This is a genomic window from Shinella sp. (assembly GCF_035998705.1).
Taxonomy (GTDB): domain Bacteria; phylum Pseudomonadota; class Alphaproteobacteria; order Rhizobiales; family Rhizobiaceae; genus Shinella.
Map to the genome: position 1 here is coordinate 719,652 of NZ_DASYHH010000022.1, position 26,933 is coordinate 746,584.

Sequence of the window (26,933 nt, forward strand, 5' to 3'; positions counted from 1 at the left end):
CTCAGCCTCCGACCGTGATGGTGGCGGGCACGAATTGCGGCAGCTGGCCCTTGGCCGGCAGCGGATAGGCGCCGGTCGCCTTGATCGTCTTGCCGGTCAGGCCGTCCCGCGACAGCTTTTCCAGCAGCGTGCCGTTCACATGGGTGTTGAACGACTTGCCGTACTGCGCCCATTCGATCTGGTTCTTGAACTCGTTGAAATTCACGAATGTCAGGCTGTCGCGCAGCGCCGTGCCGCGGATGGCCGGGCCGATCGAGACGCGCACATCCGCCTTGGCGTCGCCATCGACGTCCACATCGACGTAAGCCGCACGCGACTTCGTCTCCTCGCCGACGATCACACCATCGATTTTGGCGGCAAAAGTCCAGGGCGCATTGCCCTGCTTTTCCTTGTGGCCATATTTTTCCGCCGCCGCATTCAGGTCGCTTGCCGCGAGCGCGGAAACCTCCTGGAACGGCCCGGCGCGTTCTTCGAGATAGGGAACGACCTTGGTGTCCCAGATGTCGGCGACCAGCTTGTCCGGATTGAAGGCGCCGGCTGCCGCCTGCTTCTGCTCGTCCTCCGTCTTGACGAACTTGCAGCCGCCGAGCGCCAGCGCGCCGGCAAGCAGAACCGTACAGGCAGCCTGAAATTTCGGCATTCCCATTCTCCGTCATGAACAGCAAACGCGAGGCAGGACCGCGCCCTGCCTCGCGCTATCGCGGGAGGATTATTCGGTGAGCGCGAAGGTTTCGAGCTTGCCGGCATTGTCCGCGGTGATGAGCACGCAGTCCATGAGCTGCTTTTCCTCGGCCGGCGCCTTGCCGGTCGTGATATATTCATGCGCCTGGGTGACGGCGAGCTGGGCCTGGGCATAGGCCGGCTGCATGACGGTCGCCTTGATGCCGCCTGCCTTGATCGAGTCGCGAACGTCATTCGAGCCGTCGAAGCCGACGACGATGACATCCTTGCGACCGGCAGCCTGAAGCGCTGCAATTGCGCCCATGGCCATCGTGTCATTGCCGGCGATCACGCCCTGGATATCCGGGTTCGCCTGAAGGATGGTCTCCATCTTGGAGTAGCCTTCCGTCTGGCTCCAGTTGGCCGACTGCTGGGCGACCATCTTCATGTCCGGATATTCGTCGATGACGTCGTGATAGCCCTTGGAGCGGATGCCGGCGTTGAGATCGGCTTCGCGGCCGAGCAGCTCGACGTAATTGCCCTTCTCGCCCATCAGCTTGACGAACTCTTCGGCACCGAGCTGCGCGCCCTGGTAGTTGTTCGAAACGATCTGCGAAACGGCAACGCCCGTGGCGTTGATTTCGCGGTCGATCAGGAAGGAGGGAATGCCCGCATCCTTCGCCTTCTGCACGGCAGCGATCGATGCTTCCGAGCCGGCATTGTCGAGGATGATCGCCTTGGCGCCGCGGCCGATCGCCGTGTCGATGAGCTGCGACTGCTTGTTGGCATCGTCATCGTGCACCAGAACCAGCGTCTCGTAGCCGAGTTCCTTGGCCTTGGCTTCGGCACCGACCGCTTCCGCCTTGAAGAACGGATTGTCGTGGCTCGGCGTGATGATGGCGATGAGATCGGCGGCGAAGGACGGCATGGCGACGCTTGCGGCCATGACGGCGGCAAAGCCGACGGTGATCAGTCTGCGGGTAATGTTCATGTTTCTCCTCCCGGTTAGGCACCGGTCTCGAGCGGCCATCCCTCCATTGAAAATGGCCGCCCCGGTGCAAGTCTTCGTCGGCGGGCAAAACCCGCCGGAAATCAGGTGATGCGCTGGATGCTGGCGGCGATTTCCGCGGGCTCGAAGACCCGCTTCCAGTCGTCCTTCATCAGCACCGGCTTGCCGAATTCGATCGCCTTGTTGCAGGCATCGGAGAACACGCCCGGCGTCTCCTCGAAGATCACGGCGCCGAGCACGTTCATATGGCCGAGCAGGAAGTCGCGGGCGGCCTCCTTGGCAACGCCGCGGCGCACGCATTCATCCATGGCCTCGCGCATCACGACGAGCAGCGAGGCGCAGACCGTTTCGGACAGGCCCGGCTCCAGCAGCGCCATCTGCTCGACGGTAACGCGGTGCGAGCGCATGACCGGCGCCCAGATGACCTTGGCGATCTCCTCGCCGAGCGCATAGGCCTCTTCCGGCCCCTGCATCAGCGCGGAAACGATGTGCTGCTTGGCGGCAACACCGCCGAAGAAGTCGCGCTTGGCGGACGGGTCCGTCTCGTCGTTGAAGATCGGCGGATGGCAGGGATGCGTGACGAAATAGGTGAGGTCGGCGCGCTCCGGCAGATGGCCGGCAAAGGGTGCGGCGGCGTCGAGCGCCACGACCATCGTGCCCGGCTTCAACTTGTCGGCGATGCCGGCCGCGACCTTGCCGATCGCCGTATCCGGAACCGCGAGGATGACGACATCGGCGCCTGCAAGGCCTTCATCCGCGGAAACGCAGGAGAGGCCGAGATCGTCGGAAAGCCGCGCCTTGCCGGCGTCGCTCACCTCGATGTGGCGAACATCGAAGCGCGAACCCTTCAGATTCTTGGCGAGCCGATAGCCCATTTTGCCACCGGCACCGAACAGCGCGATCGATGTCATCGAAGACCTCCCTGAATGCATTTCCTTCCCCGGTCGCCCGGTGTGAGCCTATATTTCTCAGCTGGTATAACATGTCAATAACTGTATCTCAAAATAAGTGACATTCAAGCCACGGGAAAGCGATGCCGAACGTTACAGGAACGTTCGGCTCACCTTCACAACCAATCGATGGAAGCGCTTAAAGGCGCGCGGCAATCGCCCTTGCGATGAGCGCCAGCGAGACGGCGCCGGCATCGGGATGGCCGATGCTGCGCTCGGCGAGCGGGCGCGCGCGGCCGAGCCGCGGCGTCAGCGGCGCGGTTGCCTGAGCGGCCTCGTCACAGGTGTCGCTCGCCTTTTGCCAAGCCCCCTTCAGGGAGAGGCCATCCTTCCGCGCGGTTTCCAGCGCCGCGACGAAGGGAACGAAGGCATCGACGAGCGTCTTGTCGCCCGGCCGCGCGCCGCCGAGCCGCATGACATCGTCCAGCGCAAGACGCGCGCCGCGCACGACATCCGCATCCCCGACGGCCTTGTCATCGGAGAAGGCGGAGCTCCAGGACCGCAGCAGCAGGCCCCAGATCGCACCCGACGTCCCGCCGGCACGGTCCGCCCAGGCATCACCCGCCGCGGCGAGCGCGCTTTTCGCGCCGGCACCACTCGCGACGGCCTGGTTGATGACGTCGCGCGCAGCATTCGCCCCGCGCCGCATGCCCTGTCCATGGTCGCCATCGCCAGCAAAGGCGTCGATCCGCCCCAATTCCGCCTCAGCCTCGCTGAGCACGGAAAGCATCGTATCGAGAATGCCGGCAAGGCAGCGGGCGCTGTCGCGCGAGGCGCCGGAGGCCGGGCCGAAGGTCGGCGCCTCGTGCTCCACCCCCGCCTTGAACGCAGCAGGCTCGGTCGCAAACGTCTCGCCGCGGCGGAAGACGGGCGTATCGCAGGGCGCCAGCCAGTAGCGCTCCAGCTCCTCATCGAGCCACATCACGGTGAGCGAGCAGCCCTGCATGTCGAGGCTCGTCACATATTCGCCGGCCTCCGGCGCGACGAGATCCACATCGGCGGCCTGCAACTGGTTTTCCACTGCGCCCCAGAGAACGAAGAGTTCCTCATATTTGGTGGCGCCGAGGCCGTTGAGAAGCACGGCAGCGCGGTGGGCACCGGCGGGTCGCTCGGCAAGCACCGTCTCCACCAGCAGTTTCGCCAGTTCCCCCGCGGGCACGATGCGCGCATCGCGGATGCCGGGCTCGCCGTGGATGCCGAGGCCGAGCGCCATCATGCCCTTCGGCACGGTGAAGAGCGGCTCGGTAGCGCCTGGCAGCGTGCAGCCGCCGAAGGCGACGCCAAAGGAGAAGGTGCGGGCGTTGGCAAGCCGCGTCACGCGTTCCACGTCATCGATGGCGAGGCCCGCCTCGGCCGCCGCCCCTGCCACCTTGAAGACGACGAAATCGCCGGCAATGCCGCGGCGCTGCAAATGGCTGTCCGCCGGCGCGCTCGCCACGTCGTCCGTCACCGTGACGATGCGCACGTCGATGCCTTCCGCCCTGAGACGCTCCGCCGCAACGCCGAAATTCAGCACGTCGCCGGCATAGTTGCCGAAGCCGAGGAGGATGCCGCCGCCATAGTCCGCGTTGCGGCAGACCCGCGCGACCGCCGCCGTGGAGGGCGAGGCGAAGATTTCGCCGGCCACCGCCGCATCCGCCATGCCCGGGCCGACATAACCGGCAAAGGCCGGATAGTGCCCGGAACCGCCGCCGACGATGACCGAAACCTTGCCGCGCGGCACCGCGGTGGAGCGCACGACACCACCCTTCACCAGCCGGACATAGCGCCCGTAAACGCGCGAAAACCCTGCCAAGGCCGCGGACGCGAAGGTCTCCGGATCATCGACGATCTTGGTCATGGGTCTGCTCCTTGCCTGCCATTGAGCCGCGAAGATGCAACATCGGCCGCATGGAGAAAAGGGCAAACCCGCGATGTGTCAGTTGGAGCGTTCGCCGTCCGCCACGATGACGTTGATGCCCTTGGCGCGCATGCGCGACAGGTGGGAAATCGGGATATCCTCGTCGACGATGACCGCGTCGAACTCTTCAAGCGTCGAGAAGTGGTGGAGCGCGCGCCGCTCGAACTTGGTGTGATCGGCAAGCAGCACGCGCCGGGCGGAGCTTTCGAACATCGCCCGCTTGGTCGCCACCGTCTCCGGCGACTGGTGATAGACCACATCGTCGACGATGGCCGAGAGCGACATGAAGACGGTGTCCGCCCGCAGGCGGCGGATTTCGTTGGTGGTGATATGGCCCATGAAGGCGTTGCACCAATTGTAGAACTGGCCACCGAGACAGATCAGGTTGACGTCGTTGACGTCCTTCAATTCGTTGATCAGCACGAGCGAATTGGTGATGACCGTCAGCGGCACTTTTGCGGGCAGGAACGCCGTCATCTCATGCACGGTGGTCGCGTCGTCGAGAAAGATCGCCTGGCCGGGCTCGACGAAGCTCATGGCGGCCTTGGCGATCGCCTTCTTCTCCTTGCCCTGCCGGGTCGCGCGGTAGACGTCGGAGGATTCGATCAGGCTGGTCGGTGCTGCGGAAACGATGCCGCGCGTCTTGCGGAAAAGGCCGCGGCTGACGAGCTCGTCGACATCGCGGTGCGCCGTCATCAGGCTGATGCCGAAACGCTCGGTCAGGTCCTCGATGCGGATGGAGCCTTCGGCGATCACCGTCTCGGCGATCATCTGGCGGCGCACGAGCTGGCGCGCATGGCGGCTGTCGCTCGGCAGCTCCTCCGAAAGCAAATCCTTGACGTCGACTTTCTTGTTCACGGGAAGACCCCTGCCATGCTTCGAGGATAGCGTTTCGTATCTCGTATCTGGCGGCAAGGAAAATGCCAAGCTGACCCCGGATTGGCCGGGTGCGAAATGGGAGCGCCCCGAAAGGCGCCCCCCGGTCTTGATTATTCGCTGAGCACGAAGGGAGCGGTGTACTTGTCGACATTGTCCTTGGTGATCAGCAGGCAATCGAAGAGCTGCTTTTCACTGGCAGCGCCCGTGCTGCCGTTCTTGATGACGTTGTCGGCCTGCTTGACGGCCTCTTCCGAGAAGATGGCGACCGGCTGGAGCACGGTGTACTGCAGTTCACCAGCCTTGATGGCGGCGACTGCGTCCGGCGAACCGTCGAAACCGCCGACCTTCACCTGTTCCAGCTTGCCGGCTTCCTTGAGAGCGGCGATGGCGCCCAGCGCCATTTCGTCGTTGCCGCTGATCACGCCGATGATGTCCGGGTTTGCCTGAAGCAGCGACTGCATCTTGGCATGGCCCTTGGTGCGGTCCCAGTCGGCCACTTCGCGGCCGGCCTTTTCCAGATCCGGATACTGTGTCAGGACGGTTTCGTAGCCGTTCGAACGGGTCGCCGCATTGTTGTCGGCCGGTGCGCCGAAGAGTTCGACATACTTGCCCTTGTCGCCGACCGCTTCGACCCACTGCTGCGCACCGAGAGCGGCACCCTGGGCATTGTTCGAAACGAGCTGCGCCTTGGCAAGGCCTTCCTGGTTGATCTCGGCATTGACGAGGATGACCGGGATGCCGGCCGCAACGGCCTTCTTGACCGCACCGACCGAACCATCGGCATTGGCCGGGTCGAGGATGATCGCGACCGACTTGTTGGTGATCGCGGTGTCGATCAGGTTGCTTTCCGTGTTGGTGTCACCCTTGTGGGCACCGACATTGGCCGTGTAGCCCAGCTTCTCGGCAGTCGCCTTGGCGACTTCGCCTTCCGTGAACCAGTAGGGGTTCGACGGATCGTTGACGATGACGGTGATCAGGCCTTCGGCCCAGGCGGTGCTGAACAGCAGCGGCAGAGCGGCAGTCGCTGCGAAGAGTACACGCATACCTTTTTTGAACATGGTCTCACTCCCTTTGTTGAGGCCGGCCCATTGTTGAGCCCGGTTGCGCCGATTATCGGCAATACTTTCCGCTGCCAGGCCGATCATCGATCCACCTCTCCCGGTCGCGGTCGGTTCCAGTCAGCCGCCGCGTCCTCAGCGGCGGCCGTATTTGAAGCTGTTGAGCAGGACGGCGGTGACGATCACGGCGCCGGTGAAAACCGTCTGCCAATAGGCCGAGACGCCGATGATCACGAGACCGTCCGACAGGAAGCCGATAACGAAGGCGCCGAGCATGGTGCCGATCACGGTGCCGCGGCCGCCCGTCAAAGCGGCGCCGCCGATGACGACGGCAGCAATGGCGGTCAGTTCATAGGTGGTGCCGGCCGTCGGGCCTGCCGAGGTCAACTGCGAGGACAGGACCAGGCCGGCAACGGCCGCGCAGACGCCGGAGAGTACATAGACGGCGATCTTCACGCCCTTGACCGGAACGCCCGAGAGCTCTGCCGCACGCTCATTGCCACCGGACGAATAGAGCCAGCGGCCGAAGGCCGTGCGGGCGAGCAGAATATGGCAGACGATTGCGAAGACGAGCAGAACGAGCACGCCGATCGGCACGCCGGCCAGCCGGTTGAAGCCGAGCCAGTCGAAGCCGGTATTGCCGAGTTCCGGGCGGCCGCCGAGATTGTTGTAGGTAAGGCCGTTGGTCATCAGCAGCGCGATGCCGCGGGCGACATAGAGCACGCCGAGCGTCGCGACGAAAGCCGGCACGCGAAGGTAGGCGATAAGCACGCCATTGACCGCACCCACGACGGCGCCGAGCAGGCAGGTGAGCACCACCACGACCCAGACCGACGGATAGAGGATCACGCCGATCTGCGGGATCGTGACGCCCTGCATCAGGAAGCCAGCGACCACGCCGGCCAGGCCGAGCGTCGAGCCGACGGAAAGATCGATGCCGCCGTTGAGGATGACGAGCAGCATGCCGATCGCCAAGAGGCCGAAGATCGCCACATGCGATGCCATGATCAGGAAATTGCTGACCGTCAGGTAATTCGGCGACATGGCCGAGAAGACCGCGATGATGGCGATGAGGGCGAAGAAGGCGCGGCCTTCGAACAGAAGCTCGACAAAGCCCTTCTTGCGCTTGCCGCCGCGAACCGCCGCCTTTGTGTCGATTGCAGGTGTGACTGACATTGCTTCAGCGCTCCTAATGGGCATGCACGGCTTCGCCAGAGGCGGCCATGATCTGTTCCTTGGTCACATCAGGACCGAATTCTGCGGAGATGCGGCCGCGCCGCATGACGAGGATACGATGCGCGATGCTCAGGCACTCGCCGACCTCGGAGGTGGTGTAGACGACGGCAAGCCCCTGCTTCGCGCGCTCGGCAAGCAGCTTGAACACCTCTGCCTTGGCGCCGATGTCGATGCCGCGGCTCGGCTCGTCGAGCAGGATCACTTCGGGATCGGTCGCCAGCATCTTGCCGATGACCACCTTCTGCTGGTTGCCGCCGGAGAGCGAGCCGATCGGCGCCTCGCCGCCGTCGGTCTTGATATGCACCTTGCGGATCGCCTCGCCGATAAGCCCCGCCTCGCGCGACGTGGAGGTGAACAGGCGGCGCGTGAAGGCGCCGATGCTGGCAAGCGACAGGTTGCGGCCGACGCTCATGGTCTGCACGAGGCCGTCGCGCTGCCGGTCTTCCGGCACCAGCACGAGGCCGTCGCGAATGCAGCCGGCAATCGACTGCCCTGTAACGTCCCGGCCCTTCAGCACGACCTTGCCGGCAGATGCCTTGAGGCGGCCCGCGACCGCTTCGAGCAACTCCGTGCGCCCCGCGCCCATCAGGCCGTAGATGCAGACGATCTCGCCGGTGCGCACCGAAAGCGACAGCCCGTCGACCACCGAATAGCCGGCACCGGCCGGATCCGGCACGGTGATCCCCTCGATGGAGAGCGCGACCTCGCCCTTCTCGTAGCCGGTTGGTGGGGAGCCAAGATCGAAATTGTCGCCCACCATGTGGCGCACGATCCATTCGAGATCGATATCCTTGCGCTCGGCATAGGCCGTCATCGCACCGTCGCGCAGCACCACTGCATGATGGGTGATCTGCAAGGCCTCTTCCAGATGATGCGAGATATAGACGATTGACACGCCGCGGCCCGTCAGGTCCCGGATGACCTTGAACAGCACTTCGACTTCCGTGGCCGACAGCGCCGAGGTCGGTTCGTCCATGATCAGGATGCGCGAATTGACCGAAAGGGCGCGCGCGATCTCGACGATCTGCTGCTGGCCGAGGCGTAGGTCCTCGACAGAGGTCAGAGGATCGATATCCTCTTCCAATTCAGCCATCAGGAGGCGCGTCTGGCGCTCTTCTTCCGCGAAGTCCACGCCCGTTGCCGTCATGATCTCGCGACCCATGAAGATGTTGTCGCGAACGTTCATGTTGGGAGCGAGGCTGAGCTCCTGATGGATGATGGAGATACCGCGATCACGTGCTTGGGAGGATGACGCGAAAACGATTGGCTCTCCATCTAGGACGATCTCGCCGGAGGTGGGCTGCACCACGCCGGAGAGAATTTTCATCAGCGTCGACTTGCCGGCGCCGTTCTCGCCGAACAGCGTCGTCACCTCGCCGCGGCGAATGTCGAAGTTCACGCCCTTGAGCGCATGGATGTTGCCGTAGGCCTTCGCCACGTTGCGCGCGGCGAGCACCACTTCACCCTTTTGAACGGAACCGTCGAGTGCGCTCATTTGACGTCGAGCCTCACCGGAATGACGATCCAGCTCTTCGGGTTGACGAGCTTGAAGACGCCGGTGACGGTCACGGTCTTGCCGGTGAGGCCCGCCGGGTCGATGCCCGCAAGCACCACCTTCTTGACCTCGTTGTTGATGGCCGAACCTGCGTCCTGGTATTCGATCTGGTTGGTGAACTGGCCGAATTCGATCTGGCCCGTCGCATCGCGAAGGTCGGTGCCGTTCAGCGCCGGGCCGGTCTGCACGCGCACCGTCAGCTCTGCCGGCAGGCCCTCGACGGCCACGACATTGTAGTTCGCCTTGCGCTCGCCGACGACACCGGTGAACTTGACCGGCACGACCGGGCCAATCGAGGTCGCAACGCCGTATTTCTCGCCCGCCGCCTTCTTGTCCGCGGCAATCGCCTGCGACAGCTCGACCGCATCGACGGCGCGTGTCTCGACGCTCTGCTGGATGATCGGGAACTGCTCGGCACCATAGGCTTCCGGCGAGAATTTCTTGACCTGCACGTCCCGCTCGGAGCCGATCTGCACGATCGTCGTATCGAGCGCCATGGCGCCGACCAGCACGACGGCGGCGGCGACGATGCCGATCAGGCGATAGTTTCGCGCGGGCTGCGGCGGCTTGGAGAGCGTGGTGTCGGTCATGTCGATTGGCCTTGGAATGGTGGAAGCTTCAGCGAGCAGGCGGGCAAAGGGCCCGTGACGGGCACGGGCCTTGCGGTGCGCACGCGGCGGGATCGCCAGGCGTCGCTCTCTTCCAAACAGAACATGTCATGATGTCCTCCCCATGAACGGCGCCGGCCAGATCTCCTCACCTGCCTTGCGCTGCATTGCACACATTTTCGCAGTTGCGATATAAACGTGTTATATGTCCCAATATATATGTTAACTTAACACAGGCTGTCAATCGGCCATTTTTGTCAGAGATGCCCCAAGCACTCACATTTTGGTCATCGCCGCACGGCACCCGACACATATGAATTCCGGTACCTCATTCCGCCCACAAGACTTTCCCGCATCGAACGAGACAAGGGGGGTTATTCGATAATATATTGATATTATTTGTAATATTACGAAAGTTCAGTGGGAATTAACGACCGTCCACCCTGTTCAACCGCAACAGGGGCCTGATAACGTGGCGGTGAGCCGGGCCAAAAATTCACGCCCGCAACAGTCCATTTCGGCATCCATCATACTTGAAAAAAAAATCTGAGTGCGAAAAATTTTTCGAGACATACGATAACTTTGTGTTATGTTCCGTTCGGGGTCCGGGAGATCCGTGGCAAGTTCCTTGACGAGGTCGGATCGACCTCTGCCTTCAGAAGGCGAAAAGGGTCACGCACACTGCCGTGAGAGACGATCGGGAGGATTGAATGCTCTGTTTCGGGTCAGGCGAAGCGACGCGGGCTGTCGCGGCATCCGTGGATGCGCGTCATGGCTGAGGCTGGAGACCTGATCGTCGGCATCGATGCCGGCACCTCCGTCATGAAGGCCGTCGCCTTCACCCTGTCCGGCCGCCAGATCGCCAGCGCCTCCGTGCGCAATAGCTATAAGACCGGCGACGACGGCGCCGTCACCCAATCCCTCGACCAGACCTGGCTCGATTGCACGCGCGCTCTGCGCGGCCTCGCGGACAAGGTCGAAGGCCTCGCCGGGCGCACCGCGGCAATCTCCGTGACCGCCCAGGGTGACGGCACCTGGCTCGTCGGCGCCGGCAACCGCCCCGTCGGCGATGCCTGGCTGTGGCTCGATGCCCGCGCGGCACCGACCGTCGAGCGGCTTGCCGCCACCGATACCGACCGCGCACGGTTCGAGGCGACCGGCACCGGCCTCAACACCTGCCAGCAGGGCACGCAGCTCGCCCATATGGACCGCTATTTTCCGGAACTGCTGGCCGGCGCCGAAACGGCGATGCACTGCAAGGACTGGCTCTACCTGAACCTCACCGGCATTCGCGCCACCGACCCCTCCGAAGTGAGCTTCACCTTCGGCAATTTCCGCACCCGTTGTTACGACAGCGACGTGCTGGCGGCGCTCGGCCTGACGCACCGCCGCGCCCTGCTGCCGGAGGTGATCGAAGGCACGGAAACCACCCACCCGCTGACGGCGGAAGCCGCAGCCGCCTCCGGCCTCAAGGCCGGCACGCCGGTCTGCCTCGGCTATGTCGATATGTGCATGACGGCGCTCGGTGCCGGCGTGCGCAGCGAAGGCCGCAACGCCGCCTGCTCCGCCATCGGCTCGACCGGCGTGCACCTGCTCGCCAAATCCGTCTCCGAGGTGGTGCTGAACGCCGAGCGCACCGGCTATGTCATCGCACTGCCCATCCCCGGCGTCGTCACCCAGGTACAGACGAACATGGGTGCCACGATCAATCTCGACTGGCTGCTCCAGCTCGGCGCCGACCTGCTTGGCGAATTCGGCGTGACGGTCAGCCTCAACGAGATGATCGCCCGCGTCGACCCGTGGTTTGCCGCAAGCAAGCCGGGCAACATTCTCTACCACCCCTATATTTCCGAGGCGGGCGAGCGCGGGCCTTTCGTCAATGCCCGCGCACGCGCCAACTTCACCGGCCTTGCCAGCCGCCACCGCTATCCGGACATCGTGCGCGCCGTCGTCGAGGGCCTCGGCATGGCGACGCGCGATTGTTACGCCGCGATGGGTGCGCTTCCGCCGGAGCTTCGCGTCAGCGGCGGTGCGGCCCGCTCGGCAGCACTGCGCAGCACGCTCGGCGCCGCCCTTGGCGCGCCCGTCCGCATGAGCCTTCGCGAGGAGGCGGGCGCTGCCGGCGCCTCGATGATGGCCGCGGTCGCCATCGGCGCCTACCGCACGATGGACGATTGCATTGCCGACTGGGTGACGCCCGAGCTTGGCGAGGCCGAAAAACCGAAGCCCGAAGACACCGAACGCATGACGCGCCTCTTTGCCGCCTATGCGGATGTCCGCCGGGGCATCGCACCTGCCTGGGACATCCTGGCCGCGCGCTGACACGAATGACGATTGCGCCTTCCCAAGGGGTGCCGAAGGAGAATTCTATGAACGAGCCCGAGCGTATTGACCTCTTCGTGATCGGCGGCGGCATCAACGGCGCCGGTATCGCGCGCGATGCGGCGGGCCGCGGCCTCTCCGTCCTGCTCTGCGAAAAGGACGATCTGGCCGAGGGCACCTCGTCGCGCTCCGGCAAGCTGGTGCATGGCGGCCTGCGCTATCTCGAATATTACGAATTCCGGCTGGTGCGCGAGGCGCTGATCGAGCGAGAGGTGCTGCTCAACGCCGCGCCGCACATCATCTGGCCGATGCGTTTCGTGCTGCCGCACAGCCCGGAGGATCGCCCGGCCTGGCTGGTGCGGCTCGGCCTGTTCCTCTACGACCATCTCGGCGGCCGCAAGAAGCTGCCCGGCACCCGCACGCTGAACCTGGCCCGCGACCCCGAAGGCACACCGATCCTCGACCAATACACCCGCGGCTTCGAATATTCCGACTGCTGGGTCGATGACGCCCGCCTCGTGACCCTCAACGCGTTGGGTGCGGCGGAAAAGGGCGCCGTGGTGCTGACCCGCTCGCCCGCCATTTCCGCCCGCCGCGAGAATGGCGGCTGGAGCGTCACGACCAAGAACAGCGTGACCGGCGAAACGCGGACCTTCCAGGCCAAATGCCTGGTCAACTGCGCCGGCCCTTGGGTCTCCGACGTCATCAACCGCGTCGCCGGTTCGAATTCCAGCCGCAACGTGCGCCTCGTCAAAGGCAGCCACATCATCGTTCCGAAGTTCTGGGCGGGTGCCAATGCCTACCTGGTACAGAACCACGACAAGCGCGTCATCTTCATCAACCCCTATGAGGGCGACAAGGCGCTGATCGGCACAACCGACATCGCTTACGAAGGCCGCGCCGAGGACGTCTCCGCCGACGAGGCGGAAATCGACTATCTGCTCAAGGCCGTGAACCGCTATTTCAAGGAAAAGCTGCGCCGGCAGGATGTGCTGCATTCCTTCTCCGGCGTGCGCCCGCTGTTCGACGATGGCAAGGGCAATCCTTCCGCCGTCACCCGCGACTATGTCTTCGACTTGGATGAGGCCGGCGGCGCGCCGCTGCTCAACGTCTTCGGCGGCAAGATCACCACGTTCCGCGAGCTTGCCGAACGGGGCCTGCATCGCCTCTCGCACATCTTCCCGAACATGGGCGGCGACTGGACGGAAAAGGCGCCGCTTCCCGGCGGCGACATGCCTGGAGCCGACTACGAGACCTTCGCCAACAGCCTGCGTGACACCTATCCCTGGATGCCGCGCAAGCTCGTCCATCACTACGGTCGCCTCTATGGCACGCGGGCAAAGAATGTCGTCGCCGGCGCCACCAGCCTCGACGGGCTGGGCCGGCATTTCGGTGGGCAGTTCTATGAGGCGGAAGCCCGCTATCTCGTCGCGACCGAATGGGCGCAGAGGGCCGAGGACATCCTCTACCGCCGCACCAAACACTACCTTCATCTGACGGAAGCCGAGCGTGCGGCCTTCGCCGACTGGTTCCATTCCGCCCGCCTTGCCGCCGCCTGAGGACGACCATGCCGCTGACGCTTTCGCTCAACACCAATCCGCTGGTCAACCGCTTCGCCGATCCCGACGACCTGATCGAGACCGTCGCGCGCGACCTGCGCCTGCGCGATCTCCAGTTGACGCATGAATTCATCAATCCGAGCTGGAACGCTTCCACGATCCGCCGGCTGACGCGGCAGATGGACAGGGCGCTTCAGCGCACCGGCGTGCACGTCACCTCCGGCATGACCGGCCCCTATGGCCGCCTCAACCATTTCGGCCATCCGGACGTCGATGTGCGGCGCTATTATGTCGACTGGTTCAAGACCTTTGCCGACATCATCGGCGATCTCGGCGGCACCTCCGTCGGCACCCAGTTCGCCATCTTCACCTACAAGGATTTCGATGACCCGGCGCGCCGCGACGAGCTGATCCGGATCGCCATCGACTGCTGGGCGGAAGTCGCCGAGCATGCGAAGGGTGCCGGCCTGTCCTATGTGTTCTGGGAGCCGATGAGCATCGGCCGCGAATTCGGCGAAACCATCGCCGAATGCGTAAAGCTCCAGGACCGGCTGACCGCCGCCAACATGGCGATCCCCATGTGGATGATGGCCGATATCGACCATGGCGACGTCACATCCGAAAATCCCGACGATTTCGATCCCTACGCCTGGGCGCGCGCGGTGCCGAAGGTGTCGCCGATCATCCACATCAAGCAGAGCCTGATGGACAAGGGCGGCCACCGGCCGTTTACCGCGGAATTCAATGCCCGCGGCCGTATCCAGCCGGAACCGCTGCTCAAGGCCTTTGCCGAGGGCGGCGCGGTCGACAACGAGATCTGCCTGGAACTCTCCTTCAAGGAGCGCGAGCCGAACGACCGCGAGGTCATCCCGCAGATCGCCGAGAGCATCGCCTTCTGGGCACCCCATATCGATACCGGCGTTTCCGATCTCAAGCTGGGCTGACCGTCCCACGGCCACTTGCCAAGACGGACCTGAAAACCGCTTCCGGTTGCAAAGCAAGGCAGGACATCGCTGATGACCGACAATGAAGACTCCCTCGCCGTCCGCGCCGCCTGGCTGCACTATGTCGGCGGGTTCACCCAGTCCGCTGTTGCGAAGCGCTTAGGGATTCCCTCGGTAAAGGCGCACCGGCTGATCGCGCGCGCGGTCGCCGAAGGCGTGGTGAAGGTCAGCATCGATGGCGATATCGCCGAATGCGCCAACCTAGAGGTCGAGCTTTCCACCCGCTACGGGCTCGATTATTGCGAGGTGTCGCCCGATATCGACGACGACCCGCTGGCACTGACGACGCTCGGCCAGGCGGGCGCCAATTTCCTGCGGCGCGAGATCGAGCGCGGCGAGGCGTCCGTCATCGGCCTCGGCCATGGCCGCACGCTTTCGGCCGCCGTGCGCCACCTGCCGCGCATCGGCGCGAGCGGCACGCGCTTCGTCTCGCTGCTCGGTGGCCTCACCCGCAACTACGCCGCCAATCCCTATGACGTCATGCATCGCCTCGCCGAAAAGACCGGCACGCAGGCCTATGTCATGCCCGTGCCGTTCTTCGCCAACACGGAGGAGGACCGCGAGGTGCTGCTCTCCCAGCGCGGCGTCAGCGAGGTGTTCGATCTCGCCCGCAGCGCCGATCTCAAGATCGTCGGCATCGGCACCGTCGACAACCAGGCGCATCTCGTGAAATCCGGCATGTTGCAGGCGGACGAACTGGAGGAGATCGCCAGCCTCGGCGGCGTCGGCGAGCTGCTCGGCCACTTTTTCGACAACCGGGGCCGTATCCTGCAGACGTCGGTGACCGCAAGAACGCTTTCGGCATCCTTCTCCGAGAACGGCAAGGACAGGATCGTCGCGATTGCCGGCGGGCCGGTGAAGACCGAGGCGATCCGCGCCGTGCTTCACAGCAACAAGCTCTACGGGCTGATCACGGACGAGCGCACGGCCCACGCATTGTTACAAGGTATGCCGTAAGAAAATCACAAAATCACAAAATCTGTGTTATATTATGCGAAGAATGATGTTATAGACCTCCCCACGGCGTGAGGATGGAGAACGCGGTGAAACGGGAAGAGCGCAGGCAGGAGATCATCAACCTTCTGGTCGAAAGCCGGGCCGTCGAACTCGACGACATCGCGGTGCGCTTCGGCGTCTCCAGGATGACCATCCACCGCGACCTCGATGATCTCGAGCGCGCCGGCGTGCTGCGCAAGGTACGCGGCGGCGCGACGATCGATGCGGGCACCCAGTTCGAGAGCGATTTTCGGTTTCGCGAGTTGCAGGAGGCCGATGTCAAGCGCGCGCTGGCGGAGGCTGCGGCGGAGCTGGTCGAGCCCGGCATGACGGTGATGATCAACGACGGCTCGATGGCCTCCGTGCTCGGCGACGTGCTGGCCGGCAAAAAGCCGATCACGCTCATAACGAACAATGCGGCGATCATGGAGCGCCTGAAGAGCGTGTCCGGCGTCACGCTGATCGGCCTCGGCGGCGTCTATTCGGCAAAATTCAACGCCTATTTCGGCATCGTCACGGAAGAGGCACTGTCGCGCCTGCGCGCCGACATCGCCTTCGTTTCCGCCCCCGCCGCCTCCGGCCGGCTCGCCTATCACATGGACGAGGCGGTGGTGCGCACCAAGCGGGCGATGATGAGTGCCAGCCGCCAGACCTGCCTGCTGATCAACAGCCGCCGCTTCGGCCATACGGCGCTCCATGTGCTGGCCGATCTCGCGGAATTCGACACGGTCATTTCAGACAAACCCCTGCCCCACGATACCGCAGCCGAACTCGGCAGCGGCAAGACCGTGGTGACGATTGCCAAGGAGACAACGACATGACGTTCTGGGTTGGCACCAGTTGGAAGATGAACAAGACGCTCGCCGAGGCGAAGCTTTTTGCCGACGGCCTCGCTGCGGCGGACGGCGATCGCGACCCGCGCATCCAGCGCTTCGTCATCCCGCCCTTCACCGCCGTGCGCGAGGTGAAGGCAATGCTCCAAAACACCTCCGTCAAGGTCGGTGCGCAGAACATGCATTGGGCCGATGAAGGCGCCTGGACCGGCGAGGTTTCGCCGGTGATGCTGAAGGATTGCGGCCTCGACCTCGTCGAGCTCGGCCATTCCGAGCGCCGCGAACACTTTGGTGAGACGGACGAGACGGTCGGCCTCAAGACGGAGGCGGCCGTGCGCCATGGCCTCGTGCCGCTGATCTGCATCGGCGAAACGCTTGCCGACCGTGAAGGCGGGCATGCAACCGAGGTGCTGGCGCAGCAGGTGCGCGGCGCCCTTGCGCGGCTCGACAGCACGCAGAAACAGGCGGAGATCCTGCTCGCCTACGAACCCGTCTGGGCGATCGGCGAAAGGGGCATTCCGGCAACCGCCGACTATGCGGATGCGCGCCACGCCGAAATCGCCGAGGTGGCGGAAAGCATCCTTGGCCGCCGCATTCCCTGCCTCTATGGCGGTTCGGTCAACCCGCAGAACTGCGAGGAACTGATCGCCTGCCCGAACATCGACGGGCTCTTCATCGGCCGATCAGCCTGGAAGGTTGAAGGCTATCTCGACATCCTGGCGCGCTCAGCCGCCACCATCTGAAAGGAGATTTTCCATGAAACTCGCTATTGCCGGTGACAGCGCGGGCGAAGGCCTCGCAAAGGTTCTCGCCGATCACCTGAAGGACCGCCACGACGTGCACGAAGTCTCGCGCACCGATGCCGGCCCGGATGCGTTCTACGCCACCCTCTCCGACCGCGTCGCCTCCGCCGTCATCGCCGGCGAATACGATCGCGCAATCCTCGTCTGCGGCACCGGCATCGGCGTCTGCATCTCGGCCAACAAGGTTCCGGGCATCCGCGCCGCGCTGACGCACGACACCTATTCCGCCGAGCGCGCCGCGCTCTCCAACAATGCGCAGATCATCACCATGGGCGCCCGCGTCATCGGCACGGAGCTCGCCAAGGCGATCGCCGACGCCTACCTCGCCCAGACATTCGACGAAAACGGCCGCTCGGCCGGCAACGTCCAGGCGATCAACGAGGTCGACGCAAAATACAACGCCGGCAAATAAGCCGCGGCACACGAAGCGGAATGCGATCGCCCGATCGCCTTCCGCTCTTCGCGTAAGTTTTGACTAACCGAGAGCCGCCTGGAGCTTGCCGGCCGGCGGTGGCGCATAGCCGCCGAGGCGGGATGTGCGCATGTTGAGGCCGGCCATGGCCTCGGCGAGCTTCACTGCGCAGGTGACGCCGTCGAGCACCGGCAGGCCGTGTTCCTGCGCAAGGTCGTTTGCCAGGCCCGCCATGCCGGCACAGCCGAGCACGATGGCCTCGGCCCGGTCCTCGCTGACCGCAAGGCCGATCTCGGCGCTGATTTTTTGACGCGCATTGGAGCCGGGTTGCTCCAATTCCAGCACCGCCACTTCGGAAGAGCGCACGCGCGCACAGCGGACCGAAAGGCCGTAGCGCGAGAGGTTGTGCTCCAGCGCGGGCACCGAGCGTGCCAGCGTCGTCACGACGGAAAACTTGTTCGAGATCATCGAGGCGAAGTGATAGGCCGCCTCCCCGATGCCGATGACCGGACGGTCCGTGAGGCAGCGCGCCGCATCGAGCCCGGTATCGTCGAAGCAGGCGATGACCACGGCGTCGCAATCCGGATTGTTGCGGATGGTGGAAAGCAGTCCGGCGAGGCTCATCGCCTCGTCGAAATAGCCCTCGATCGAGACCGGGCCGTGCGCCGGGTTGACGGCGACGATCTCGGTGCCGGGGGAAGCGGCATTGCGCGCCGCCACCCCGATATGCGCCGTCATCGATGCGGTCGTGTTGGGGTTGATGACGAGGATTTTCATGTCAGAGTTCGCCTCCGAGGTAGGCAGCCTTGATGCGGTCGTCGTTCATCAGGTCCTTGGAATTGCCCGACAGCGCGATCGACCCGGTGGAAAGCGCATAGGCGCGGTTGGAGATGGAGAGCGCCATGCGGCTGTTCTGCTCGACGAGCAGGATGGAAACCTTCTCGTCGCGGCTGATGGCGACGATGGCGCGCGCAATGTCCTGCACGAGCTTCGGCGCGATGCCGAGCGAGGGTTCGTCCAGAAGCAGGAGTTTCGGGCGGGCCATCAGCGCCCGGCCGATCACCATCATCTGCTGCTCGCCGCCCGACATGGTGCTCGCCTGCTGGTGATAACGCTCGCGCAGGCGCGGAAAGCGCGTCAGCACGTTTTCCAGCGTCTGCTCGATTTCCGCCTTGTCCGAGCGGGTGAAGGCGCCCATCAGCAGGTTGTCCTTCACCGACATCAGCGGGAAGGCGCGCCGCCCCTCGGGCACCATGGAGATCCCCTTACGCACGACATCGGCGGCCGACGTGCCGTCGAGCCGTTCGCCCTGGTAGAGGATCTGGCCCGACTTGATGCCCCGAAGGCCGGTGATCGCCCGCAGGATCGAGGACTTGCCCGCCCCGTTCGCGCCGATCAGCGCGACCGTTTCGCCTTCCGCCACATCGATGGAGACGCCCTTCAGCGCGTAGATGTGGTCGTAGTAGAGCTCGACATTCTCAACACTCAAGATCTTGGTCATGGCTTACATCCCGATCGCAGCATCTTCGGAACCGAGATAGGCTTCGATCACCTTCTCGTTCTCGCGGATTTCCTGGGGCGTGCCTTCGGCGATCTTCTGCCCGAAGTTGATGCACACGATGCGGTCGCTGATCTTCATCACCGCGGGCATGTCGTGCTCCACGAGGAGAACGGTGACGCCACGCTCGTCGCGAAGCCGGCGGACAAGGCCCACCATCTTCATCGTCTCGTCGTGGTTCATGCCGGCGAAGGGTTCGTCGAGCAGGATGACCTTCGGATCGGTGGCAAGGCCGATGGCCATGCCGAGCGCGCGCAGGTGCCCCTGCGGCAGGTTGGAGGCGAGTTCGTTGCGGATCGCCTGGAGCCCGAGGAAATCGACAATGTCGTCTGCCGAGGAGGCGAAGGCCGCCTCGTCTTCCTTCGCCTGCTTCGTGCCGAGGAAGAAGCCGAAGAGGCTCGCCTTGGACCGCAGGTGATGGGAGACGATGATGTTCTCGCGCACCGTCATGGAGCGGAAGATCGTCGTTTCCTGAAAGGTGCGCACGACCCCCATCTGCGCGACCTTGTGGGGCGCGAGGCTGGAGATGCGCCCGCCGTTGAAGAGCACCTCGCCGGAGGTCGCCGGCACGAAGGAGGAGATCAGCTTGAACAGCGTCGACTTGCCGGCGCCGTTCGGGCCGATCACCGAGAGGATTTCTCCCGCCTTCACGTCGAAGGAAACGTCGTTGACCGCGGTGAGGCCGCCATAACGCTTGGTGATGTTCTTGATTTGCAGGATGGGTGTCATCTGCTGCCCTCCTTCTTGTCGAGAAGACTCAAGACACCGTTCGGCAGGACCAGCATGAGCAGGATCATGACGCCGGAGTAGATGAGGAGCTGGTATTCGCGGGCGATCGACAGCAGGTCCCAGCCGAAATAGAGGAGCAGCGTGCCGAGCATCGGGCCGAAGACATAACCGAGGCCGCCGAGGAAGCAGTAGAGCATGAAGTTCACGCTATCGGCGACCACGAAGGACGATGGATAGATCGACTGCGCGATGGCGGCGAACATGGCGCCCGCAATGCCGCCGAAGAACGACGAGATCGCATAGGCGAGCACGCGCAGATAGGCGGTGTTGACGCCGATCGAGGCCGACAGTTCCTCGTTCTGCTGGAGGCTGCGGCAGAGATGCCCGAGCCGGGAGTTCACGATGCGCCAGAGCACCAGATAGGTGATGATCATCAGGAGCACGGCCATGATGTAGAAGCCGAAGCGCGGATTGGACAGCGTGCCGAAGGCCGGGATGATCGTCAGGCCGAAGATCGACAATTCGCCGGGCAGCGGGATGGAAGTGATGCCCTTCGCGCCGTTGGTGATGGGAAGGGCGAGCGCCGTGAGGCGCGCGACCTCGGTCAAAACCAGCGTGACCATGGCGAAGTAGACGCCGCGGAGCCTGAGGATCGGAAAGCCGACCGCGACGGCGACGACGGCGCAAAACAGGCCCGCCAATGGCAGCGTCAACCAGAAGGAGACGTTCGCCTGGGTGACGAGGATGGTCGACACATAGCCGCCGACCAGCGCATAGGCACCCTGGCCGATATTGATGCGGCCGATATAGAAGGTGAGCCAGACGCCGGCGGCACCGACGGAGAGAAGTGCGACCGAGGTCAGCGTGTAGAAGAAGTCCCAGCGTCCGGTGGCGCTGATGAACAGCGGCACCAGCACGAAGACGGTGACGAGGAAGGCGATAAAGCCGAGAATTTTTTTGCCGATCATCGCCTCAACCCCACGGCTTGCCCATCAGCCCCTGCGGGCGGACGGCCAGGAACACCATCAACGAGGCGAAGATGACGAGGTAGGTGATGTCGCCATAGGCGGAGAGCACGGTAAGGCCGACGCTCTCCATCATGCCGAGGATGAATCCGCCGGCAATCGCCCCGGAAATCACGCCTGCGCCGCCGATCATGATCATCAGGAAGGCCTTGACCGAGGTCGGGCCACCCATGCCCAGATTGACGCCGGTGATGGTGACGAGCAGCCCGCCGACGAGGCCGGCCAGCATGGCGCCGAGCGCGAAGCCGATCATCGAGTAGCGGGAGACATTCACGCCCATCAACTGGGCGGCTACCTTGTCCTGGGCGAGTGCGCGCATGGCGCGGCCGGTGCGGGAATAGTGCATGAAGGCGATGAAGGCCACGATCAGCAGGATGGCGAGAACGCCGATCAGGATGCGGTCATAGGGCATGATGATGCGCATATCGAGATTGAGCACGCCGTTGACGATCTTCGGCACGCCGCGCTGCTTTTCACCGAAGAACAGCAGGATGACGGCATCGAGGAAGAAGGCGATGCCCGCCGCAAGCAGCATGGTCGATTCATCGCGTTTGGAGCGGCGCACCACCGGTGCGAAGAGGAATTTCTCAATGGCCGCGCCCATGACCGCAAGCACGATCGCCGAGGCGAAGAGACCGACAATGAAGGGCAGGCCGAGCTGCACGACGACCGTGTAGGTGACGAAGCCGCCGAAGACGTACATCTGCCCGTGGGCGAAGTTCAGCACGTTCATCAGCGAGAAGATCAGCGTCAGACCAAGGGCGATCAACGCATATTGCGCCCCGAGGTAGAGACCGTTGGCGATTATCTGTTCCATCGTGAGCCTCCAATGGAAGGTTCAGGCAAAGAGGGATCCGGCCGGAACTGCACGCGCGGTCCGGATCCCGTTTCTTTGTAAAGTCCTAGGCTCGGATCAGTCGACCTGGCCGACGAACAGCGTCTCGAACTTGCCGCCCTTGTACTCGTTCACCACGAGCGGAACGGAGACCTGGCGCTTCTGGCCGAAGGAGGTCATGCCGACATATTTCAGCTTGGCGTCGCCCTTCATGAAGGGGTTTGCGGCTTCGAACGTGTCCATCGTCTTCTTGAATTCATCGACATTGTCGATTGCCGCGGGGTTCGCCTTCAGCGTTTCGAGGATGTATTCGAGTGCATAGACCTTGGTGTTCGACTCGTCGTTATATTCGCCGAACATCTTCGTATAGCGCTCGACGAACTCCACCATCGCGTCGCTGGCAAGCTCCGGCGTGGACGCGCCGCCGACGGAGATGAAGCCGTCCGCGAGTTCGCCCGCACCTTCCTGCAGGACGCTCGCATCCTGGCCGGTTTCCGTCGAGATGAGACCGGTATAACCAAGCTCGCGCGCCGAGCGGATGAGCTGCGGCGCATTGGCCGGCGACACGCCGGAAAGCACCAGCAGGTCCGGCGACGCCTGGATGACGGGCAGCAGAACCGGCGTGAAGTCGGTCGTGTCCACCTGGTAGGTCACGTTGCCGGAGACGACTTCCAGCCCGAGCGCCTCGGCGGCGGCAATGCCGGATTCACGCTGGCTGAGCGGGTCGGATTCGTTGGCGGCAACGAATGCCACCTTCTTCACGCCCTTGTTTTCCTTCAGGAACTTGTAGATGGCGGGACCCGACTGGTAGTTCGCCACCATGCCGAGGATCGCGTTCGATGCCGGCGCCGTGAAGAGTTCCTTCGGGAAGGCATAGGGGAAATACATGATGCCGTTCTGCTCGGCGACCGGGCGCACGGCCGCGGCACCGTCATCGACGTTCGGGCCGACGACGTAGTGCACGCCGTCCTGCGCCATCTTTTCCATGCCGGCAATCGCCCGCTTGGGGTCCTTCTGATCGTCGAAGGGGACGATCTCGATGCTATAGGTCTTGTCGCCGATCTTGACGCCGCCGAGCTCGTTCAGCCAGGCCGCCCGGGTCTCCATCGAGCGCTGGTTGGAGACGCCCCAGGATGCGGCCGGGCCGGAGGTGACGCCGACGAAGCCGATCTTCAAGGTCGGATTCTGGGCATAAGCCATCAGCGGCAGCGAAAGGACGGTCGCTGCGGCTAGGGCGGAAAATTTCAGGAATGTGCGCTTTTGCATGATGTTCCACTTCCTCTGGGCCATTGATCTGTTTTCTATTGGCGAGCGGGCCGCTGAGCGCGGCCTCATTCGGCCTTTGGCATGGTCATTACGCGCATTGTTAACGATCCTGTCAAGGGGTTGTGAACAAGACATTTTGAGCATGTCGACGAAATCGCGGCTTGTTGGTGAACCGAATGCGACATATTAGATGGATCATGCGAGTGCAGGCGGAGCGTATCGAGGTAAACGGCAGTGGTTGAACTCAGCAGCGGAGCCCCCTTCGAAGCGGACGAGATCGACGAGAGCGATATCGTCGAGCGTATTTTCGAGGCGGTCATCGAACAGCGGTTGCCCCCGGGCACGAAATTGTCGGAATCCGCCCTGTGCGACGCCTTTGGCGTCGGGCGCATGCGCATCCGGCGCAGCCTGCTGCTGCTCGCCAGCCGCGAGGTCGTCGAACTGCACGCCAACCGCGGCGCCTTCGTCGCCTCGCCGACGCCCGAGCAGGCGCGCGAGGTCTTCGAGGCCCGCCTGGCGCTGGAGCCGAACATTGCGCGCCTCGCCGTCCACCGTGCCTCGGAGGAGGATATTTCCGCGCTGACACGTCACCTGGAAATGGAATATGTCGCGCACAAGGAGCGGCGCCGCCACGATGCGATCCGCCTTTCCGGCCAGTTCCACACCCTGATGGCGCAGGTCGCCGGCAATGCCATCCTCATCCGCACGATGAAGGAACTGGTGACCCGCACCTCGCTGATCATCGGCCTTTTCGGCTCCGGCGTCAGCAATTGTCGCGACGACGACCACGCGGCGATCGTCGGGGCGTTTCACACGCGGGATGCGGAAAAGGCGGCGTGGATGATGACACTCCACCTGCGGCACATCCAGAACCACCTGGAACTCGGCGCGAAGACCACGGATTCCGTCGACCTCATGGCGCTCTTCGGCAAGGCGTGAGGCAGCCCGCTTAGCGGACCTGCATCAGCCGCCGGCCATCCGCATCGGTGACGAGCACGCTAACCTTTTCGGTCAGGGCAATTTCCCGCACGATCCGCCGCGCATAGGCGACCGCGGCGGCTGTATCATCGAGGATGATGCCCTTCTCGTCCCGCAGGGTCTCGGCATTGTCCGATATGTGGAAATAGAACCTGGGCATCCCGGCAAGAACTTGCGTTTCATCAATTTTGAGCCTGTTCCCTGCTCTTGGCACAAAACCTCTGGCCGCAATATTGATAAAAAATCACCGCGGTGAGGCTAACTCTCCATCGCTGGAATATGCGCGGAACCTCCCCGCGGATAGCGGGATCGAACCAGGCGGTCACCCGCGTTTCCAGCGCGCCGAGCGACTGGTTGAAGACGTAGCGATCGGCCAAGACACCGTCCAGGCCAGCTTCCGTTCGGCAACGCGCCGTACAGCACGGCTATTCGCCGGTTCCCGCCGAAATCCGCGAGTAGACATCACAGCACAAGCAAAAATAGAATTACTCTGGCTAAAAGTCGATGAATCTATCTCATAATATTGATTAGTTCTCAACAATCCCAAAAATACAAGCAAAACCCCTGAAAACAAACTCGGTTTTCGGCAGGTTATTTCTAATTTTAATTACAAGTTAATTATTCCTGCAAATATTAGAGGCACCCCATCCCTCTCAATGCCATGACGGCATCTTCGCGATCAATGCAGATCAGTTTGCATTATCGACATCTTGCGCGTGGCTGTGCACAGGCCGTGTCGTCGATGTGGAGGGGCGACATTGATTATCCCGGCTTCCGCCACCCTCACGAGGCAACCATGTCTTTCCTGCAAAACGCCAAGATCATCACGAAGGTGCTGACCCCGCTCCTCATCCTGAGCGCGATCACCATCGCCAGCATCGCCTATCTCTCATGGAGGTATCACGACGCAGACGACCGCTACAGCACGTTCATCACCAGCGACAACGCGGCGACGCTCTTCCTGTCGCGCGCCAATACGAGCATGCAGACAGCAGCCTATGTGGCCTACAAGACCCTCGCCTATGATGCGAACTCACCCGACATGCCGGGCTTGGTCCAGAGTTATTCCGACAACAAGAAAGCGGCCATCGAACGGTTCGAGGCCGCCAAGCAGCGCTTGCCGGAAGCTGCGGCCGACATTCAGGGGTTCAGGGACAATTTGAGCGCCATTTTTGCGGAAATGGACAGGGCCGTCGAACACGGCGCGCGAAACGACAAGGACGAAGCGCGTGCGATCCTCGCGCGGGAGGACATAGCCATCGTCGCGCTCCGCAAGTCGCTTGCCGAGTTCATCGACAAGAGCACCGTATCCATCAGCGAACAATCGGCGGAAATATCCTCCGATACGAATTTCACGATCGAAGTATCCCTCGCCGCGATCGGCGTCGTGTTGTTGTCCACGCTTGCAGTCTCGCTGGCGATCACGATCTTCGGCATCACCCGGCCGGTCAATTGGCTACGCCAGCGCATGTTGACGCTTGCCGAGGGTGAGACGGCGACGCCGGTCTTCGGGCTCGCCCGCAAGGACGAGGTCGGCCAGATGGCTGCGGCCGTCGCCGTCTTCCGCGACAATGCCATCGAGCGCATCCGGCTCGAACAGGAGGCCGAGGCAAACCGCGGGCTTTCCGAGCAGGAACGCCGCCAGCGCGAGGAGCAGAAAGCCGAGGAGGCAGCGACCATCCAGCACGCCGTCGACGCCCTTGCAACCGGCCTGGAGCGCCTCTCCGGCGGCGACATGACCCACCGCATCGAGCAGCCCTTCGGCCTCAATCTCGATGGCCTGCGCAGCAACTTCAACGATTCGATGGTCAAGCTCCAGACCACGCTGCGCCGCGTCGAGCAGAGCACCCGCAGCATCAATGCCGGCGCCAACGAAATGCGGGCAAGCGCCGACGATCTCGCCCGCCGCACCGAACAGCAGGCCGCCTCCGTCGAGGAGACGGCAGCCGCACTGGAAGAGATCACCACCGCCGTCAAGGACTCGGCACGCCGCGCCGAAGAGGCCGGCAACCTCGTCGCCCGCACCCGCGCCGGAGCGGAGCGCTCCGGCCTTGTCGTCGGCGACGCGATTGAGGCCATGCAGCTCATCGAGAAGTCTTCCGGCGAGATCACCAACATCATCAGCGTGATCGACGAAATCGCCTTCCAGACCAATCTCCTGGCGCTGAATGCCGGCGTCGAGGCGGCACGTGCCGGCGAAGCCGGCAAGGGCTTTGCCGTCGTCGCCCAGGAGGTTCGCGAACTGGCGCAGCGGTCCGCCGCGGCGGCCAAGGACATCAAGAACCTGATCGGTGCCTCCAGCCTGCAGGTTCAGGCCGGCGTGCAGAAGGTGCGCGAGACGGGTACTGCCCTCGGCACGATCGCCACGGAAGTGCAGGAGATCAACCACAACGTTTCGGCCATCGTCGAGGCGGCGCGCGAACAGTCGATCGGTCTCCAGGAGATCAACACGGCGGTGAATTCGATGGACCAGGGCACGCAGCAGAACGCGGCGATGGTCGAGCAGACGACGGCCGCGACGCACAGCCTCTCCGCCGATGTCTCGACCCTCTCGCAGCTTCTGGCGCAGTTCCAGCTGGAGGATCGCCAGGGCAGGCCCGCCGCGGTGACGGCAATGAACCCGGTCGTCGCGAAGGCCTCTCCCGCCCGCACGCTCGCCCGCAAGGTGGCAAGCGCCTTCTCGGGCTCTTCCGCCCTCGCCCAGGCTCCACAGGGCGATCAGTGGGAGGAGTTCTGAGCGGCATGGGGAGAGTGGCCT

The 26,933-nt window shown here is 63.7% G+C and carries 26 protein-coding genes; 9 read left to right on the forward strand and 17 right to left on the reverse strand.

Annotation, left to right across the window (positions count from 1 at the left end):
• Position 1 precedes the first annotated feature (1 nt).
• The 9 genes from VGN93_RS20125 to VGN93_RS20165 form a co-directional block, all read right to left on the reverse strand.
• Positions 2-640 (reverse strand): DUF2291 family protein, encoded by a 639-nt coding sequence (locus VGN93_RS20125; RefSeq protein WP_319319964.1) that lies wholly within the window; start codon positions 638-640, stop codon positions 2-4.
• Positions 641-709: 69 nt separating this feature from the next.
• Positions 710-1,651: a D-ribose ABC transporter substrate-binding protein gene (locus tag VGN93_RS20130; RefSeq protein ID WP_256119687.1), complete on the reverse strand. Its 942-nt coding sequence runs from the start codon at positions 1,649-1,651 to the stop codon at positions 710-712.
• A 101-nt stretch (positions 1,652-1,752) separates the two neighbouring features.
• Positions 1,753-2,580 (reverse strand): phosphogluconate dehydrogenase C-terminal domain-containing protein, encoded by an 828-nt coding sequence (locus tag VGN93_RS20135; RefSeq protein WP_327508823.1) that lies wholly within the window; start codon positions 2,578-2,580, stop codon positions 1,753-1,755.
• Positions 2,581-2,758: 178 nt separating this feature from the next.
• On the reverse strand, positions 2,759-4,459 hold the full coding sequence (locus tag VGN93_RS20140) for a dihydroxyacetone kinase family protein (protein WP_327508824.1): 1,701 nt from the start codon (positions 4,457-4,459) through the stop codon (positions 2,759-2,761).
• Positions 4,460-4,537: 78 nt separating this feature from the next.
• A complete protein-coding gene (locus VGN93_RS20145; protein WP_414714119.1) occupies positions 4,538-5,377 on the reverse strand; it encodes a DeoR/GlpR family DNA-binding transcription regulator in 840 nt (279 codons plus the stop codon).
• Positions 5,378-5,508: 131 nt separating this feature from the next.
• Complete coding sequence (locus VGN93_RS20150) at positions 5,509-6,456, reverse strand: D-ribose ABC transporter substrate-binding protein (RefSeq protein WP_319319975.1); 948 nt, start codon at positions 6,454-6,456, stop codon at positions 5,509-5,511.
• A 135-nt stretch (positions 6,457-6,591) separates the two neighbouring features.
• Positions 6,592-7,632, reverse strand: coding sequence for an ABC transporter permease (locus VGN93_RS20155; RefSeq protein ID WP_327508825.1), 1,041 nt, complete (start codon positions 7,630-7,632; stop codon positions 6,592-6,594).
• 13 nt (positions 7,633-7,645) lie between these two features.
• The gene (locus VGN93_RS20160) at positions 7,646-9,187 is read right to left on the reverse strand and encodes a sugar ABC transporter ATP-binding protein (RefSeq protein WP_327508826.1); all 1,542 of its coding nucleotides are present in this window, start codon (positions 9,185-9,187) and stop codon (positions 7,646-7,648) included.
• Complete coding sequence (locus VGN93_RS20165) at positions 9,184-9,837, reverse strand: DUF2291 domain-containing protein (RefSeq protein ID WP_327508827.1); 654 nt, start codon at positions 9,835-9,837, stop codon at positions 9,184-9,186. The genes VGN93_RS20160 and VGN93_RS20165 overlap by 4 nt, the downstream gene beginning before the upstream one ends.
• 789 nt (positions 9,838-10,626) lie before the next feature.
• Between VGN93_RS20165 and VGN93_RS20170 the strand changes: the two genes are divergently transcribed.
• The 7 genes from VGN93_RS20170 to VGN93_RS20200 all read left to right on the forward strand — a co-directional run bounded on the left by VGN93_RS20170 (position 10,627) and on the right by VGN93_RS20200 (position 17,784).
• A complete protein-coding gene (locus VGN93_RS20170; RefSeq protein ID WP_327508828.1) occupies positions 10,627-12,177 on the forward strand; it encodes an FGGY-family carbohydrate kinase in 1,551 nt (516 codons plus the stop codon).
• A 47-nt stretch (positions 12,178-12,224) separates the two neighbouring features.
• Positions 12,225-13,736 carry a glycerol-3-phosphate dehydrogenase gene (locus VGN93_RS20175; RefSeq protein WP_327508829.1) on the forward strand — a complete coding sequence of 504 codons (1,512 nt, stop codon included), beginning with the start codon at positions 12,225-12,227 and terminating at the stop codon, positions 13,734-13,736.
• Positions 13,737-13,744: 8 nt separating this feature from the next.
• Positions 13,745-14,680: a sugar phosphate isomerase/epimerase family protein gene (locus VGN93_RS20180; RefSeq protein WP_327508830.1), complete on the forward strand. Its 936-nt coding sequence runs from the start codon at positions 13,745-13,747 to the stop codon at positions 14,678-14,680.
• A 72-nt stretch (positions 14,681-14,752) separates the two neighbouring features.
• Complete coding sequence (locus VGN93_RS20185) at positions 14,753-15,697, forward strand: sugar-binding transcriptional regulator (protein WP_327508831.1); 945 nt, start codon at positions 14,753-14,755, stop codon at positions 15,695-15,697.
• 86 nt (positions 15,698-15,783) lie between these two features.
• Positions 15,784-16,557, forward strand: a complete 774-nt coding sequence (locus tag VGN93_RS20190; RefSeq protein WP_327508832.1) for a DeoR/GlpR family DNA-binding transcription regulator — start codon at positions 15,784-15,786, stop codon at positions 16,555-16,557.
• Positions 16,554-17,312, forward strand: coding sequence for a triose-phosphate isomerase (locus tag VGN93_RS20195; protein WP_327508833.1), 759 nt, complete (start codon positions 16,554-16,556; stop codon positions 17,310-17,312). Before VGN93_RS20190 ends, VGN93_RS20195 begins: the two co-directional genes overlap by 4 nt.
• Before the next feature lie 13 nt (positions 17,313-17,325).
• A complete protein-coding gene (locus VGN93_RS20200; protein ID WP_256119673.1) occupies positions 17,326-17,784 on the forward strand; it encodes an RpiB/LacA/LacB family sugar-phosphate isomerase in 459 nt (152 codons plus the stop codon).
• A 63-nt stretch (positions 17,785-17,847) separates the two neighbouring features.
• Here the strand turns inward: VGN93_RS20200 and VGN93_RS20205 are convergent, their stop codons facing one another.
• From VGN93_RS20205 to VGN93_RS20230, 6 genes are all read right to left on the reverse strand, one after another.
• Entirely contained in the window at positions 17,848-18,561 is a 714-nt protein-coding gene (locus tag VGN93_RS20205; RefSeq protein WP_319320007.1) for an aspartate/glutamate racemase family protein, read from the reverse strand.
• A 1-nt stretch (position 18,562) separates the two neighbouring features.
• The gene (locus tag VGN93_RS20210; protein ID WP_422663660.1) at positions 18,563-19,276 is read right to left on the reverse strand and encodes an ABC transporter ATP-binding protein; all 714 of its coding nucleotides are present in this window, start codon (positions 19,274-19,276) and stop codon (positions 18,563-18,565) included.
• A gap of 12 nt (positions 19,277-19,288) precedes the next feature.
• Positions 19,289-20,071: an ABC transporter ATP-binding protein gene (locus VGN93_RS20215; RefSeq protein WP_256119670.1), complete on the reverse strand. Its 783-nt coding sequence runs from the start codon at positions 20,069-20,071 to the stop codon at positions 19,289-19,291.
• Positions 20,068-21,039 (reverse strand): branched-chain amino acid ABC transporter permease, encoded by a 972-nt coding sequence (locus tag VGN93_RS20220; protein ID WP_327508834.1) that lies wholly within the window; start codon positions 21,037-21,039, stop codon positions 20,068-20,070. Before VGN93_RS20220 ends, VGN93_RS20215 begins: the two co-directional genes overlap by 4 nt.
• A gap of 4 nt (positions 21,040-21,043) precedes the next feature.
• Positions 21,044-21,913, reverse strand: coding sequence for a branched-chain amino acid ABC transporter permease (locus VGN93_RS20225; protein WP_256119668.1), 870 nt, complete (start codon positions 21,911-21,913; stop codon positions 21,044-21,046).
• 96 nt (positions 21,914-22,009) lie between these two features.
• Complete coding sequence (locus VGN93_RS20230) at positions 22,010-23,197, reverse strand: ABC transporter substrate-binding protein (RefSeq protein ID WP_414714120.1); 1,188 nt, start codon at positions 23,195-23,197, stop codon at positions 22,010-22,012.
• A gap of 234 nt (positions 23,198-23,431) precedes the next feature.
• Between VGN93_RS20230 and VGN93_RS20235 the strand changes: the two genes are divergently transcribed.
• A complete protein-coding gene (locus tag VGN93_RS20235) occupies positions 23,432-24,136 on the forward strand; it encodes a GntR family transcriptional regulator (RefSeq protein WP_256119667.1) in 705 nt (234 codons plus the stop codon).
• Positions 24,137-24,146: 10 nt separating this feature from the next.
• Here VGN93_RS20235 and VGN93_RS20240 read toward each other — a convergent pair whose 3' ends face one another.
• Both VGN93_RS20240 and VGN93_RS20245 read right to left on the reverse strand, forming a co-directional pair.
• Entirely contained in the window at positions 24,147-24,335 is a 189-nt protein-coding gene (locus VGN93_RS20240; protein ID WP_319320021.1) for a DUF6894 family protein, read from the reverse strand.
• Between the two features lie 22 nt (positions 24,336-24,357).
• Positions 24,358-24,552 carry a hypothetical protein gene (locus VGN93_RS20245; protein WP_319320024.1) on the reverse strand — a complete coding sequence of 65 codons (195 nt, stop codon included), beginning with the start codon at positions 24,550-24,552 and terminating at the stop codon, positions 24,358-24,360.
• 419 nt (positions 24,553-24,971) lie between these two features.
• On the opposite strand from VGN93_RS20245, the gene VGN93_RS20250 reads away from it, so the two are divergent.
• A complete protein-coding gene (locus tag VGN93_RS20250; protein WP_327508835.1) occupies positions 24,972-26,912 on the forward strand; it encodes a methyl-accepting chemotaxis protein in 1,941 nt (646 codons plus the stop codon).
• The last annotated feature ends 21 nt before the right edge of the window (positions 26,913-26,933 follow it).

Excerpts from the sequence above, each read along its gene's own strand:
- VGN93_RS20160 (WP_327508826.1), bottom strand. The coding sequence starts at position 9,187 with ATGAGCGCACTCGACGGTTCCGTTCAAAAGGGTGAAGTGGTGCTCGCC.
- VGN93_RS20230 (WP_414714120.1), bottom strand. The coding sequence starts at position 23,197 with ATGCAAAAGCGCACATTCCTGAAATTTTCCGCCCTAGCCGCAGCGACC.
- VGN93_RS20125 (WP_319319964.1), bottom strand. The coding sequence starts at position 640 with ATGCCGAAATTTCAGGCTGCCTGTACGGTTCTGCTTGCCGGCGCGCTG.
- VGN93_RS20225 (WP_256119668.1), bottom strand. The coding sequence starts at position 21,913 with ATGGAACAGATAATCGCCAACGGTCTCTACCTCGGGGCGCAATATGCG.
- VGN93_RS20165 (WP_327508827.1), bottom strand. The coding sequence starts at position 9,837 with ATGACCGACACCACGCTCTCCAAGCCGCCGCAGCCCGCGCGAAACTAT.
- VGN93_RS20220 (WP_327508834.1), bottom strand. The coding sequence starts at position 21,039 with ATGATCGGCAAAAAAATTCTCGGCTTTATCGCCTTCCTCGTCACCGTC.
- VGN93_RS20130 (WP_256119687.1), bottom strand. The coding sequence starts at position 1,651 with ATGAACATTACCCGCAGACTGATCACCGTCGGCTTTGCCGCCGTCATG.
- VGN93_RS20180 (WP_327508830.1), top strand. The coding sequence starts at position 13,745 with ATGCCGCTGACGCTTTCGCTCAACACCAATCCGCTGGTCAACCGCTTC.
- VGN93_RS20240 (WP_319320021.1), bottom strand. The coding sequence starts at position 24,335 with ATGCCCAGGTTCTATTTCCACATATCGGACAATGCCGAGACCCTGCGG.
- VGN93_RS20250 (WP_327508835.1), top strand. The coding sequence starts at position 24,972 with ATGTCTTTCCTGCAAAACGCCAAGATCATCACGAAGGTGCTGACCCCG.
- VGN93_RS20170 (WP_327508828.1), top strand. The coding sequence starts at position 10,627 with ATGGCTGAGGCTGGAGACCTGATCGTCGGCATCGATGCCGGCACCTCC.
- VGN93_RS20175 (WP_327508829.1), top strand. The coding sequence starts at position 12,225 with ATGAACGAGCCCGAGCGTATTGACCTCTTCGTGATCGGCGGCGGCATC.
- VGN93_RS20135 (WP_327508823.1), bottom strand. The coding sequence starts at position 2,580 with ATGACATCGATCGCGCTGTTCGGTGCCGGTGGCAAAATGGGCTATCGG.
- VGN93_RS20150 (WP_319319975.1), bottom strand. The coding sequence starts at position 6,456 with ATGTTCAAAAAAGGTATGCGTGTACTCTTCGCAGCGACTGCCGCTCTG.
- VGN93_RS20200 (WP_256119673.1), top strand. The coding sequence starts at position 17,326 with ATGAAACTCGCTATTGCCGGTGACAGCGCGGGCGAAGGCCTCGCAAAG.
- VGN93_RS20215 (WP_256119670.1), bottom strand. The coding sequence starts at position 20,071 with ATGACACCCATCCTGCAAATCAAGAACATCACCAAGCGTTATGGCGGC.
- VGN93_RS20195 (WP_327508833.1), top strand. The coding sequence starts at position 16,554 with ATGACGTTCTGGGTTGGCACCAGTTGGAAGATGAACAAGACGCTCGCC.
- VGN93_RS20185 (WP_327508831.1), top strand. The coding sequence starts at position 14,753 with ATGACCGACAATGAAGACTCCCTCGCCGTCCGCGCCGCCTGGCTGCAC.
- VGN93_RS20140 (WP_327508824.1), bottom strand. The coding sequence starts at position 4,459 with ATGACCAAGATCGTCGATGATCCGGAGACCTTCGCGTCCGCGGCCTTG.
- VGN93_RS20205 (WP_319320007.1), bottom strand. The coding sequence starts at position 18,561 with ATGAAAATCCTCGTCATCAACCCCAACACGACCGCATCGATGACGGCG.
- VGN93_RS20155 (WP_327508825.1), bottom strand. The coding sequence starts at position 7,632 with ATGTCAGTCACACCTGCAATCGACACAAAGGCGGCGGTTCGCGGCGGC.